Origin of the sequence: Sedimentibacter sp., assembly GCF_032080165.1 — a bacterium.
GTDB lineage: Bacteria > Bacillota > Clostridia > Tissierellales > Sedimentibacteraceae > Sedimentibacter.
The window spans coordinates 282,420-295,418 of the sequence record NZ_DAMASY010000002.1; the positions used below are offsets into that span (position 1 = coordinate 282,420).

Here is a 12,999-nt window from a genome sequence, read left to right on the forward strand (position 1 = left end):
ATATGTTTGAAAGAATTAGGGAAATTGTAGCTGAAAAGGTTGGCATTGAGGAAGCTGACATTACAATGGAAACTTCTTTTGCAGATGATTTGGATGCAGATTCAATAACATTATTTGAATTAGTAATGGCTTTGGAAGATGAATTTAATATTGAAATCGATGATGAAAGTATTGAACAAATCAAGACAGTGGGGGATATAGTAAACTACTTAGAAGAAATTAACCAATAATATTAATTAGATATATACATGAAAAGGACGCAGCAATGCGTCCTTAGGTTGCTGAAAACGCCCGCCTGCGTCGTTGCCGTTCAGATGGTGCGTTGCAGGAGGAAATGTTTATAATTATTTATTATATTTATGAAGATTTTCATTGATGTACTAAATAGTTATAACTAAATTAAGTGGTGCACGCCGCCTATAAAGGCGAGGACAGCTTAATTCGATGAATGCGGAGGATAAAGTTGATTATAGATATAAAAGAACTAAAAGAGTTCGAAACCATCATAAAATATAAATTCAATAATATAGAAACATTGGAAAAGTCGCTTACACACAGCTCTTATTCAAATGAAGACAAATCATACAACAAGGTTAATAATGAAAGATTGGAATTCTTGGGAGACGCTGTTTTAAGCATAAGCGTGAGCAGATATATCTTTGATAAATTTCCCGACTATCCGGAAGGAGATTTAACAAAATTAAGATCTCAGGTAGTTTGTGAAGACACCTTAAGTATGGTTGCCGGTGAATTAAATATCGGTAAGTATATGTTGTTAGGCAAAGGCGAAGAAAGCTCGGGCGGAAGAGAGCGAAAATCCATATTGGCTGATGCTGTTGAAGCTATCATCGCTGCCATTTATATTGACGGCGGATACAGAAAGGCAGAGAGCTTTGTATTGGATAATTTGACTAAATATATCCACCATGCTGTCAAGGGTAAAATTATTACAGATTTTAAATCATATTTACAGGAATATTATCAAAGTAAAGGTCATGCTTGCAAAATTCGTTATGTAGTAACAAAGGAAGAAGGACCTGACCACGAAAAGGTATTTCACGTCAATGTTATCGTCAACAAGGTTGTTGCGGGAACCGGCTCAGGTAAAAGCAAAAAATTAGCTGAGCAGGAAGCGGCAAAAAATGCATTGATTGCAGAAGGTCAGATTAATGAATAAAAAAATGAAAATTATTCCTGTCTTTGTTCCTCATGTGGGTTGCCCGAATGATTGTGTTTTCTGCAACCAGAAAAGGATAACAGGGAAAGATAATACAATTATAGACGGGGAATACGTAAGAAATATAATCGAAGATTACAAAAAAACAATAGATGATGATGTCTATACGGAGCTTGCTTTCTTTGGCGGTTCATTTACGGCAATAGATTTACAATTGCAGGAGGAGCTGTTAAGCGTAGGTAAGCAGTACAAGGACAGGGGCATCATACAACGGCTCAGATGTTCAACCAGACCTGATGCGATAGATGAAAAGATACTTCATCTTCAAAACAGATATGGTATGGATATCATAGAATTAGGGATACAATCACTTGATGATGAGGTCCTAAGCCTATCCAACAGAGGACATAATTGTATACAATCCGAAAATGCAAGCAAATTGATTAAAGAGCACGGATTAGTATTAGGACATCAGATTATGCCCGGTCTTCCGGGAAGCGACAGAGAAAAGGATTTAAAAACATGCATGGATTCAATAAAAATGAAACCGGATATTGTGAGGATTTATCCTACTTTGATTATAAAGGATACTGATTTAGTTCAAATGTATGAAAAGGGAGAGTATAAACCTTTGACATTGAATGAAGCAGTAGGTATTTCTGCGCTTATTTACAGTCATTATTCGGTCAACAATATAAACGTCATCCGGATAGGTCTGCAAAACACAGAAAATATAAATGAAGATAATGATATAGTAGCAGGTCCCTTTCATGCTGCATTCAGACAGCTGGTGGAAGAAAAAATATATTTGCATTCTATAATTAATATTTTAAAGGAACAGAATTTATACAATAAACATATAACATTTGCTGCTGACGATAAGGTTATTAGCTATATATCCGGTCAAAATAAAGCAAATATAAAAATACTGAAGGATAAATTTTTTATTAATAAAATAACCTTTATTAATGATACAAACAGTCAATCAATTGAAATTTTTGCCGATAATATAAAAGCAGGAAGTTTTTTAGTTAATGATATTTACGAAAATTATCTCAGTTTGCATTAGGGGGAACTATGTATCTTAAGAAATTATATATAAACGGATTTAAATCCTTTGCAGAAAAAACAGAAGTAATAGTTGAAAATGGAATTACTGCTATTGTAGGTCCTAACGGAAGCGGCAAAAGCAATATTTCTGATGCAATCAAATGGGTTTTAGGAGAACAGAGCGCAAAATCTCTCAGAGGGGGTAAAATGGATGATGTTATTTTTGCAGGAACAGAAAAAAGAATGCCCCTCGGATATGCTGAAGTAAACCTGGTATTTGATAACGAATCGGGACAAATTCCATTGGAATACAAAGAAGTCAGCATTAAAAGAAAATTATATAAAACAGGCGAAAGTGAATATTATATAAACAAACAGCAATGCAGATTGAAGGACATAAAGGAATTGTTCATGGATACAGGTATAGGCAGAGAAGGCTATTCTTTTATAGGACAAGGTCGTGTAGAGGATATTTTAAGTCCGAATTCTGAAACAAGAAGACAGGTTTTTGAAGAGGCTTCGGGCATAGTTAAATACAAAACAAGAAAGGAAGAAGCCGAAAGAAAGCTTGAGAAAACCAGTGATAATTTAGACAGAGTGGATGATATAATAAACGAATTAGAAGAACGAATTATACCTCTCTCGGAACAAAGCATAAAAGCTAAAAGATTTATTGAAATAAAAGAAAATTTGAAGCAATATGAGCTGAATTACCTTGCACATGAATACGAAAAACATACCGAACAGCTTAAATTATTAAATAATCAACGAAATATTGCAACCGAACAAAAAATTAAACTCCAAAAGAAAAGAGATTACTTTTCGGAATCTATTGCTTCTCAAAAAGAAAAAATTACGGAAATACAGCTGAAAATAAAAGAGCTTGAAGAAATCAGGGATCAGAAAAACAAGGATTATGAAAACTATCAAAGCATGATGCAGGTATACAAAGAAAAGAAGCTTTTGTATATTAAGAATATTGACAATGTTAAAAATGAAGTTTCGGAACTGTTAAACAGAAACGAAGAGTTGGAAAATAACATTAAATTACTCATCGAAGAAAAAAATCAGCTCATAGAGGGATTAAACCTTGATACGGAAAAGTTCAATTCAATGAACGAAGAAATAAAGGTATATAAAAATGAAATTGACAATATTGCAAAAAAAATAGAAGAGCAGAGAAATGAACTGTTTGAGCTTCATAAGGAAATTAACAAGCTGAACAGTCAGAAAAGCACGGTAGAATCCTTTATATCAAACGATGCTGACAGAATAGAAAATTTATTGTCTGAAATTGCTTTAGAAAATGAAGACAGAAATAATAAGCTGTCAATTATTAACTCAATCGAAGAAGAACAAAATACAATTACGTCATTATTATCAGTTAAAAAACAAGAGTTGAATAATAGCGTTAATAAATTATCGCTAAGTGAAAACGAAAAAGAAAAATTAAATGAACAGATAAGAGATGTAAGTAACGAATTAAACAGCTCTAAATCAAAGCTTAACATTCTGTCTAATATGGAAGCTTACTATGACGGCTATTATAAAAGCATCAAGACAGTAATGAACAATAAGGATAGGGAGCCGGTTTTAAAAAATTCAATAATAGGCACCGTTGCGGATATTATCAAGACTGATAAAAAATATGAGACAGCTATTGAAGTTGCATTAGGTTCTTCAATACAAAACATTATTGTCAACACAGATGTTGAAGCAGAAAACATAATAGAATATTTAAAGAAAAACAAAATCGGCAGAGTTACATTTTTGCCGATAAATATGCTTCAGGAAAGAAGCCTGAATAAGGCAGAACAAGAAGTTTTGAAGGAAAAGTGCGTTATCAACACAGGGGACATGCTTGTTGAGACTAAAAATCAATTTCAAACTGTAATAAAGCATTTATTGGGCAGAATAATAATTGTAGACAATTTAAATAACGGCTTTAAAATTTCTAAAAAACTTGGTAATTCCTTAAAGATAGTAACATTGCAAGGTGATGTAATTAATGCGGGGGGCTCTGTAACAGGCGGACATATAGTAAGTAATCAGAACCTGCTTGGAAGAAAAAGAGAAATTGAAGAATGTAAGGAATTGATAATAAAAGCGGAAACCGCCTTAAAGGATAAAAATAACAAGCTTAATATTTTAACAAATGAAATAAAATCTAATCATGAAGCTATTGATACTTTAAAAAATGAAATCAATGAAAACAGCAATCAGTATGAAAAGAATATTTCAAAGATAAATATGTTAAAGGAACAAGCGGATAAAACCTCATCTGCAGTAAAAAAATATACGGAAGAAATGCAGTTCATAAATGACGAAAAAATTAGACATCAAGAGGAACTTGCAAATATTCTTTCTGAAATAGAAAGAATTATGAAGCTAACAGAAGAAAAGGAAAAGAGCATTGAATTAACAATAACTCAAAGTGATGCAAATAAAAGCAAATATGAAGAATATAATTCAATTATATTAAGTCAGAGAGATTTGGTTGCTCAAATTAATCAGGACATAAAGCTTAAGGAAGAAAAAATAAACAATGCTGAAGCTGAGATATTAAGAAATAACGAGCAAGTTTCGGTTAAAGAAGAAAGCTTGAAGAATATTGATATTGAAATAATAAATGCAGAAAAGACAATAGAAGAGAACAAAATAAAATCGGATACTTTAACAGAAGAAATTAAATTAACCAATGATAATTTAATTTCAGAAAAAGAGAATCTTAATGTTGTTCAAAATGAAATTTACGAGTACCAAAACAAAATCAATGATGCAAACAAGCAGATTACAGAAATTCTTGACGACGAAAATAAAATGAACGTAAGAATTGAAAGAGAAAATTCGAAGGTTGAAGAAATTTCCGCAAAGCTTTGGGAAGAATATGAAATAAACTATGCAATGGCTATACAATATAAGGATGACAGCATAAGCCAAAGCAGACTGTACAGTGAAGTAAATTCCTGCAAGAAGGCAATCAAGGAGCTTGGAAACGTAAATATAGATTCAATCGAGGAATACGAAGAAGTAAAGCAAAGATATGATTTTCTGAAAAAGCAGCAAAAAGATTTAATAGATGCAAAGGATAAGCTGAAGGAAGTAATTAAAGAACTGGAAATCCAGATGAATGATAAATTCGTCGAAGAATTTGCAAATATAAGACTTAAATTCAATGATGTATTTAAAAAACTGTTTAACGGCGGAAGCGGTGACGTTTATTTAGAAGATGAAACGGATGCTCTAAACTCTAACATTGAAATTGCAGTTCAGCCACCGGGAAAGAAGCTGAGTAAAATTTCACTTTTGTCAGGCGGAGAAAAGGCTCTGACGGCTATTGCCTTACTGTTTTCGATACTTAAAACAAAGCCGACATCTTTTTGTGTTCTGGATGAAATTGAGGCGGCTTTGGATGACTCAAACATCAACAGGTTTTCTCACTATTTAAGAGAAATATCCAGAGAAACACAGTTTATTGTAATAACCCACAGAAAGGGCACCATGGAATACGCCGACACACTTTACGGAGCTACAATGGAAGAAAAGGGTGTAACAAAGCTCGTATCCATGAAGCTGTCCAACGCAGTTTAAATCATCTGACACTGTCATTCTGAACCGAAGGTGAAGAATCTCATCTTTTGAAGTGCGAGATCCTTCGCTATCGCTCAGGATGACAACTCGGGGAATTTCAAATTAATGGGAGGTAAAATGTTTAATTTTTTTAAAAGAAAAAAAGATAAAGATCAGGAAGATGAAATAAAAAAAGAAGAAATAGAATTGGAAGAGACCGATGATGAATCAGAGGTTATAGAAGAACCGGAAGAATCAGCGGAAGAAGAAATAGAAGAGACAATCGAAGCAATCGAAGATGAAGATTACGAAATAGTTGAAGATACAGAAGAACCCGAGAAATCAGAAGAAGATGAAATCAACGACAAAAGCGAGAAAAAGGGATTAAGCTTTTTTGAAAAGCTTAAGGAAGGACTATCTAAAACAAAGAAGAATCTGACAGAACAAATTGAAAGCATTGTATTCAGACACAGAAAAATCGATGATGACTTTCTTGAAGAGTTGGAAGAAATTTTGATTACCTCCGACATGGGTGTTGAAACAACCATGGATATAATCGATTATATAAAATCTGAAACAAGAAAAAGAAATCTGACGGATACTTCTGAAATCAAAGATGTTATCAAGGAATATCTGATTAATATGCTTGAAGAAAATGATGAAAAGAATGATACGGAAAATAAGCAAAGAGTTGTTTTGATAGTCGGAGTGAACGGAGTAGGAAAGACTACTTCTATAGGTAAAATTGCTTACAGAATAAAGCAATCAGGCGAAAGCGTTATAGTTGCTGCAGCAGATACATTCAGAGCAGCGGCCGTTGAACAGCTAAAAGAATGGTGCAAAAGAGCCGGTGTGGATATAATCGCTTCAGAACAGGGCTCTGATCCTGGCTCAGTAATATTCGATGCGGTGAATGCTGCAAAAGCAAGAAAAACCGACGTCTTAATTTGTGATACCGCAGGAAGATTACACAACAAGAAGAACTTAATGAATGAATTAAGCAAAATATTCAAAATAATCGATAAGGAATTCAGTGAGGCAAAATTGGATGTATACTTGGTTATCGATGCCACAACGGGCCAAAACGGTCTCATTCAGGCGAAGCTGTTCTCCGAGACCTGCAGCATCAACGGACTGATACTCACCAAATTAGACGGTACTGCCAAAGGAGGCATTGCGTTCCCCATAGTAAACGAGCTTAAAATTCCTATAAAATATATCGGTGTAGGAGAAAAAATAGACGATTTACAAGACTTCAACGCAACAGATTTCGTAAATGCGATATTTGAGTAAGACTGAACATAACATATGGATAATTGTACAATTAATAGAGAGGTAAACCTCTCTATAGTTTTGCTATTTATTTTAAAAAAACTATTGACAAACTTCGTATAATGCGGTAAAATTCACTGTCAAGTTAAATACTTTACAGTAGGTGTCTATATGTCAGAGAAAAAATTTATATATAGCATTCTGTACGATTATTATAAGGAATTGCTTAAGGATAATCAAGCAAATATAATTGACCTGTACTACAATCAGGATTACAGCCTGTCGGAGATAGCAGAGGATATGAACATCAGCAGGCAGGGTGTCCATGATGCGTTAAAAAGGGCAGAAAAAAGCTTAATGGAATATGAAGAGAAAATTAAACTTTTCTATAAATATGAAAAATATCAGGAAGCAGCAGAGAACATTATTAAGCTTACTGCCGAAATAGATGATGAAAAATATAAAGACATTGTAGAACGAATCAGAAATGAAGCAGGAAAAATAATAAACGAAGGGTAGCAAAAATGTTTGAAAATTTATCTGATAAACTTCAAAATGCATTACAGAAATTAAAAGGCAAGGGTAAATTAACAGAAAAAGACATTGACTTAGCCATGAAAGAAGTTAAAATGTCACTTTTAGAAGCTGATGTTAACTTCAGGGTTGTTAAAACCTTTATTAACAATGTCAAGGAAAGATCTCTTGGTTCAGAAGTAATGGAAAGCTTAACCCCGGGACAGCAGGTAGTTAAAATAGTTCACGAAGAGCTTGTTAAAATAATGGGTCAGGGTGAAAGTAAGCTTAAAATTAATTCAAATGACATAACATACTTTATGATGTGCGGTCTTCAGGGTGCCGGTAAGACGACAGCAACCGGAAAATTAGCAAGAAAGCTTAAAAAAGACGGCAAAAGACCATTGCTTGTTGCTTGCGACATATACAGACCGGCAGCTATAAAGCAGCTTCAGGTAGTCGGAGCAAGTGTCGATGTGCCTGTGTTTGAAATGGGAGATAAAACAAATCCCGTAACGATAGCTAAGGAAGCAATGAAGCATGCAATGAAGCATGGTCATGACATAGTGATAATAGATACTGCAGGACGTCTTCACATAGATGATTCTCTGATGGAAGAGCTTGTTGAAATCAAACAAACAGTTAAGCCGGATGAAATACTGCTGTTATTGGATGCAATGACAGGACAGGATGCGGTAAAGGTTGCAGAAACCTTCAATCAGTATCTTGACATCACGGGAGTTATATTGACAAAGGTTGACGGTGATGCAAGAGGAGGAGCCGCACTTTCCATAAGAAATGTGGTGGATAAGCCGATTAAATTTCTGTCTGTGGGTGAAAAGATGGATCAGCTTGAGACATTCCATCCCGACAGAATGGCATCAAGAATTCTTGGCATGGGTGACGTGCTGTCAATTATTGAAAAAGCTCAGAGCGCAATAGACGAAAAGCAGGCGTTGGAGCTTCAGAAAAAATTAAAGACGCAGAGCTTTGACCTTAATGATTTCTTATCTCAGCTTCAGCAGATAAAAAATATGGGTCCTTTAGAAGAAATATTAGGAATGATACCCGGCTTAGGCGGTAACAAAAAATTAAAGGGTCTTCAGGTTGATGAAAAAGAATTAGTATTTACAGAAGCAATAATTAAATCAATGACCAAAAAAGAAAGAATAAATCCGTCCATCATAAACGGAAGCAGGAGAAAAAGAATTGCCGCTGGAAGCGGAACCTCCGTTCAAAGAGTAAATCAGCTGCTAAAGCAATATGATGAAATGAAGAAAATGATGAAAAAATTCTCCTCCATGGAGAAGATGATGGGCAAAAAGAAAGGGCTCAAAGGCATGGGCGGTATGGGTAAACTACCCTTCTAACGATTGTTGGAATAAGGATTTTCCTTTTTCATATAAACACACACATTAACTTAAGGAGGTGACAATATGTCAGTAAAAATAAGATTAAAAAGAATGGGTTCAAAAAAGAAACCTTTCTACAGAATAGTTGTAGCAGATTCTCGTTCACCAAGAGATGGACGTTTTATTGAAGAAATAGGATATTACAATCCGGTTGTAGAACCGAAAGTTGTAAAAATTGATGATGAAAGTGCTATAAAATGGCTTAACAACGGTGCAAAAGCTACAGATACAGTAAACGTATTATTCAAAGCTAACGGTATTTATGAAAAAAGAGATGAAAATAAATAAGAGGTGATAATATGGGTGAATTAGTAGAGTATATAGCAAAATCACTGGTAGATAACCCGGATTTAGTAACTGTTAATGAAGTTGAAGGCAGTCAATCACTGATAATAGAATTGAAAGTTGCTCCGGATGATATGGGTAAAGTAATCGGTAAACAAGGCAGAATAGCTAAAGCCATAAGAACTGTCGTTAAAGCTGCGGCTACCAAAGAAAATAAGAGAGTTATTGTTGAAATAATTCAATAATTTCTTGACTTAACTGAGGGAAACATGAATGATTATATAAAAGTCGGAAAGATTGTAAATACTCATGGTGTCAAGGGTTACCTGAAATGTGTGCCATTAACCGATGATATGGAGAGATTTGAAGAGCTGAAATACGTCTACACGGAAAAGGACAACACTAAGCGCAAGCTTAAGGATGTGTGGTATCGTAACAACATGGTTTATATCTTGCTTGAAAATATTAACGATATGAGCACTGCTGAAACTTTCAGAGATTCATATATTTCCATATTAGAGGACCAGCTCAGAGAGCTTCCCGAGGATTCATACTATATATTTGATTTAGAAGAAATGGAAGTTTACTCTGAGGATGGGGAATACTTAGGCAAAATTAAAGAAATCTATCAGACCGGTGCCAATGATGTTTATGAAATAACCAATAAAAATAAATCGTTTTTGATACCTGCAGTTAAGGAAGTTGTCAAAAAAGTTGATGTTGAAAATAAGAAGATGGTAATAAATGTTATTGAGGGATTACTGGAATGAAATTTGATGTTGTAACATTATTTCCGGAGCTGATTGACATTTATACAAGGAATGGAATAATCGGCAGAGCCGTTGAAAATGGTTTATTTGAATTTGAAGCTTTTAATTTAAGAGATTATTCCGAAGATAAACATAAAAAAGTTGATGATTATCCATACGGAGGCGGTCCGGGTATGCTTTTAAAACCGGAGCCCATGTTTAAGCTTTTAGATGCTATTAAAAAACATAATTCATATATTATTTATTTATCACCTAAAGGCAGCTTATTTAATCAAAATAAGGCTAAGGAGCTTTCCCAAAAGGATCATCTGATTCTTATTGCAGGACATTATGAAGGCATAGACCAAAGAATAATCGAAAGATACGTTGATGAAGAAATATCTGTGGGAGATTTTGTTTTAACAAGCGGAGAACTGCCTGTTCTTACAATTGTTGATGCAGTAGGTCGTCTGCTGCCGGGAGTACTTGGTTCGGAAGAATCTGCCATAGAAGAATCACACAGCGACGGTCTGCTTGAATATCCTCAATATACGAGACCGGAAAGCTACCAAGGAATGGATGTACCTGAAATTTTACTTTCGGGACATCATAAAAAAATAGAAGAATGGCGGCTGTTTAAAGCGATAGAAATTACTTTAAAGAGACGTCCTGATTTGATAAAGGACAAAAGTATAATTGAAAAATACAATAAATTATCGCAAATTTATAAATAATTGTTGTATGTCACAATATCCGTGTGCTATAATGCATAGGAGTATACGGCGGTCCTCTGCTGAAAGACAAGAACGCTTAATTGAAGGGAGGTATACAAATGAACTTAATAAAATCATATGAAAATGAACAGCTTAAGAGTGAATTAACACCTTTTAATGTTGGAGATACTATAAAAGTACACGTTAGAATTAAAGAAGGTAACAGAGAAAGAATTCAGGTGTTCGAAGGTATCGTAATCAAAAAGCAAGGTGAAAGCAATAGAGAAACTTTTACAGTTAGAAAAATTTCTTACGGCGTAGGTGTAGAAAGAACATTCCCTGTTCATTCACCAAAAATCGAAAAAATCGATGTAGTAAGAAGAGGTAAAGTAAGACGTGCTAAATTGTTCTACCTGAGAGAAAGAACCGGTAAAGCAACAAAGGTTAAGGAATTAAAGAACTATTAATATCAATTGAGGGCGGGCGTCCCTCAATTTTTGTATAAGGAAAGGGGACACATTGGGGACATTCCTTTAAGGTCTGACCTCATAGGATAGCTATCCTTAAAGGTGTGTCCCCATACATTTAAAGAGGTATATTATGAATATAAATTGGTATCCGGGACATATGAAAAAAACAAAGGACTTGCTTCAGGAAAATCTTAAGCTTGTTAACATTGTCATAGAGGTTATAGATGCGAGAATTCCCATATCGAGCAAAAATCCCGATTTTGATAATCTGTTCAGAGATAAAAAACGACTGATAGTTCTCAATAAATATGATTTAGCAGATCCAAACTTAAATAAAGCATGGGAGGCATATTATAAAAGTAAGGGCTGGGCAGTAGTGCTGTACAATTCAACAAACAACAAAGAGCTTAGAAAATTAGACAATGCAATAGCAGAGGCTTCAAAGGAAATAGTTGAAAGATACAAAAAAAGAGGACTGCTGAACAGAACTATTAAGGCGATGATAGTCGGAATTCCTAATGTAGGTAAATCCACTCTCATTAATTCGCTCGCGAAAAGAAAAAGCGCCAAGACGGGAAATATGCCGGGTGTAACAAAGGGCAAACAATGGATACGATTAACCGGCAACATTGATTTGCTGGATACTCCGGGGATTTTATGGCCAAAATTTGATGACGATAAATTGGCTTTAAATCTTGCGTTTACGGGAGCAATAAAGGACGAAGTAATTATTCTTGAAGAAATCTCTTTAAAATTTGTCGAAAAAATGATAGAATTAAACAAGGTTGATGCAATATTGGAAAAGTACGATATAGAGCAAGGTGAAAAGCCGTTAGATATTTTAGATAATATTGCCTATAAAAAGGGATTTTTATTAAATAAGACAGAAATAGATTATTTAAGAGTTGCAAACTTATTATTTAATGACTTCAGAAACGGAAAATTAGGAAATATAACATTGGAGAAACCGGAAGATTATCATTCTGGTGTGTAGCCAAGGGATCTCATCTTTTAAGGAGTAAAATATGCTTAAAATTGAAACCGAACTTTGGGACAAGAGTTATAAATATATCGCCTGTATAGATGAAGTAGGAAGAGGATGCCTTGCGGGAAGCGTGGTAACATGTGCAATAGTAATGCCTCAGGGTGTAATTATAGAAGGAGTTAACGATTCTAAAAAATTAACTGCTAAAAAAAGGGACATACTGTTTGAGCTGATAAAAGAATCTGCCGTTGCAATCGGCATAGGAGAAATGGATTGCAGAAGGGTGGATGAAGTAAATATAAAAAATGCAACGAAGCTTGCTATGAAACAGGCAATAGAAAATCTGAAAGACAGAGACGGTAATAAAATAATTCCGGACTTTGTCCTGACAGATGCCGAGAAGTTAGATATAAAGATTCCTCAGCTAAACATAATCCATGGGGATGCAACATGCCACGGAATAGCGGCAGCTTCAATAATTGCTAAGGTAACAAGAGACAGGCAAATGGATGAAATGGACAAAATATTTCCCCAATACAGATTTGCCAAAAACAAAGGATACGGAACAAAAGACCATGTACAAGCGCTCTTGGAATACGGTCCCGTTGAAATACATAGAAAAACATTCTTAAAAAAAATACTGAACATACAAGAACAAATGAGTTTCATATAACATTTGTTCTTTTTGCACTCACAGCATAAGCGACTGACACCAAATCAGAGATTTGGGTCATCTGCTTACTTTGAAATGTTTCGTTTGACGAATGTATATTTTTGTGCTAAGCTAATAAATATGAACAAAT

General features: G+C 34.5%; 14 protein-coding genes. All 14 read left to right on the plus strand.

The annotated features are described in order from the left end of the window. The first annotated feature begins 2 nt into the window (after nucleotides 1-2). Nucleotides 3-230, plus strand: coding sequence for an acyl carrier protein (gene acpP / locus RT412_RS03940; protein WP_312812036.1), 228 nt, complete (start codon nucleotides 3-5; stop codon nucleotides 228-230). Between the two features lie 218 nt (nucleotides 231-448). Further along, nucleotides 449-1,177 (plus strand): ribonuclease III, encoded by a 729-nt coding sequence (gene rnc / locus RT412_RS03945; RefSeq protein ID WP_313346308.1) that lies wholly within the window; start codon nucleotides 449-451, stop codon nucleotides 1,175-1,177. Further along, nucleotides 1,170-2,246: a radical SAM protein gene (locus RT412_RS03950; protein ID WP_313346310.1), complete on the plus strand. Its 1,077-nt coding sequence runs from the start codon at nucleotides 1,170-1,172 to the stop codon at nucleotides 2,244-2,246. The genes rnc and RT412_RS03950 overlap by 8 nt, the downstream gene beginning before the upstream one ends. Before the next feature lie 8 nt (nucleotides 2,247-2,254). Next, nucleotides 2,255-5,818, plus strand: a complete 3,564-nt coding sequence (gene smc, locus RT412_RS03955; protein ID WP_313371142.1) for a chromosome segregation protein SMC — start codon at nucleotides 2,255-2,257, stop codon at nucleotides 5,816-5,818. A 117-nt stretch (nucleotides 5,819-5,935) separates the two neighbouring features. Continuing rightward, nucleotides 5,936-7,090, plus strand: coding sequence for a signal recognition particle-docking protein FtsY (ftsY, locus tag RT412_RS03960; RefSeq protein ID WP_313346314.1), 1,155 nt, complete (start codon nucleotides 5,936-5,938; stop codon nucleotides 7,088-7,090). Nucleotides 7,091-7,240: 150 nt separating this feature from the next. Next, nucleotides 7,241-7,588: a YlxM family DNA-binding protein gene (ylxM, locus tag RT412_RS03965; protein ID WP_313346316.1), complete on the plus strand. Its 348-nt coding sequence runs from the start codon at nucleotides 7,241-7,243 to the stop codon at nucleotides 7,586-7,588. Between the two features lie 5 nt (nucleotides 7,589-7,593). Further along, nucleotides 7,594-8,952, plus strand: coding sequence for a signal recognition particle protein (ffh, locus tag RT412_RS03970; RefSeq protein ID WP_313346318.1), 1,359 nt, complete (start codon nucleotides 7,594-7,596; stop codon nucleotides 8,950-8,952). Nucleotides 8,953-9,018: 66 nt separating this feature from the next. Then, a complete protein-coding gene (gene rpsP / locus RT412_RS03975) occupies nucleotides 9,019-9,282 on the plus strand; it encodes a 30S ribosomal protein S16 (RefSeq protein WP_313346320.1) in 264 nt (87 codons plus the stop codon). An 11-nt stretch (nucleotides 9,283-9,293) separates the two neighbouring features. Continuing rightward, the gene (locus RT412_RS03980) at nucleotides 9,294-9,524 is read left to right on the plus strand and encodes a KH domain-containing protein (RefSeq protein ID WP_019227125.1); all 231 of its coding nucleotides are present in this window, start codon (nucleotides 9,294-9,296) and stop codon (nucleotides 9,522-9,524) included. A gap of 24 nt (nucleotides 9,525-9,548) precedes the next feature. Further along, on the plus strand, nucleotides 9,549-10,049 hold the full coding sequence (rimM, locus tag RT412_RS03985) for a ribosome maturation factor RimM (protein ID WP_313346323.1): 501 nt from the start codon (nucleotides 9,549-9,551) through the stop codon (nucleotides 10,047-10,049). Then, on the plus strand, nucleotides 10,046-10,762 hold the full coding sequence (trmD, locus tag RT412_RS03990; protein ID WP_313346325.1) for a tRNA (guanosine(37)-N1)-methyltransferase TrmD: 717 nt from the start codon (nucleotides 10,046-10,048) through the stop codon (nucleotides 10,760-10,762). The genes rimM and trmD overlap by 4 nt, the downstream gene beginning before the upstream one ends. Nucleotides 10,763-10,860: 98 nt before the next feature. Beyond that, a complete protein-coding gene (gene rplS, locus RT412_RS03995; RefSeq protein ID WP_313346327.1) occupies nucleotides 10,861-11,208 on the plus strand; it encodes a 50S ribosomal protein L19 in 348 nt (115 codons plus the stop codon). Between the two features lie 133 nt (nucleotides 11,209-11,341). After that, the gene (gene ylqF / locus RT412_RS04000; protein ID WP_313346329.1) at nucleotides 11,342-12,205 is read left to right on the plus strand and encodes a ribosome biogenesis GTPase YlqF; all 864 of its coding nucleotides are present in this window, start codon (nucleotides 11,342-11,344) and stop codon (nucleotides 12,203-12,205) included. A 31-nt stretch (nucleotides 12,206-12,236) separates the two neighbouring features. Continuing rightward, nucleotides 12,237-12,869, plus strand: coding sequence for a ribonuclease HII (locus RT412_RS04005; RefSeq protein ID WP_313346331.1), 633 nt, complete (start codon nucleotides 12,237-12,239; stop codon nucleotides 12,867-12,869). Nucleotides 12,870-12,999: the final 130 nt, after the last annotated feature.

Bases quoted from the DNA above. Each gene is read 5' to 3' on its own strand.
- acpP (WP_312812036.1), top strand. From the start codon at position 3: ATGTTTGAAAGAATTAGGGAAATTGTAGCTGAAAAGGTTGGCATTGAG.
- rnc (WP_313346308.1), top strand. From the start codon at position 449: ATGCGGAGGATAAAGTTGATTATAGATATAAAAGAACTAAAAGAGTTC.
- RT412_RS03950 (WP_313346310.1), top strand. From the start codon at position 1,170: ATGAATAAAAAAATGAAAATTATTCCTGTCTTTGTTCCTCATGTGGGT.
- smc (WP_313371142.1), top strand. From the start codon at position 2,255: ATGTATCTTAAGAAATTATATATAAACGGATTTAAATCCTTTGCAGAA.
- ftsY (WP_313346314.1), top strand. From the start codon at position 5,936: ATGTTTAATTTTTTTAAAAGAAAAAAAGATAAAGATCAGGAAGATGAA.
- ylxM (WP_313346316.1), top strand. From the start codon at position 7,241: ATGTCAGAGAAAAAATTTATATATAGCATTCTGTACGATTATTATAAG.
- ffh (WP_313346318.1), top strand. From the start codon at position 7,594: ATGTTTGAAAATTTATCTGATAAACTTCAAAATGCATTACAGAAATTA.
- rpsP (WP_313346320.1), top strand. From the start codon at position 9,019: ATGTCAGTAAAAATAAGATTAAAAAGAATGGGTTCAAAAAAGAAACCT.
- RT412_RS03980 (WP_019227125.1), top strand. From the start codon at position 9,294: ATGGGTGAATTAGTAGAGTATATAGCAAAATCACTGGTAGATAACCCG.
- rimM (WP_313346323.1), top strand. From the start codon at position 9,549: ATGAATGATTATATAAAAGTCGGAAAGATTGTAAATACTCATGGTGTC.
- trmD (WP_313346325.1), top strand. From the start codon at position 10,046: ATGAAATTTGATGTTGTAACATTATTTCCGGAGCTGATTGACATTTAT.
- rplS (WP_313346327.1), top strand. From the start codon at position 10,861: ATGAACTTAATAAAATCATATGAAAATGAACAGCTTAAGAGTGAATTA.
- ylqF (WP_313346329.1), top strand. From the start codon at position 11,342: ATGAATATAAATTGGTATCCGGGACATATGAAAAAAACAAAGGACTTG.
- RT412_RS04005 (WP_313346331.1), top strand. From the start codon at position 12,237: ATGCTTAAAATTGAAACCGAACTTTGGGACAAGAGTTATAAATATATC.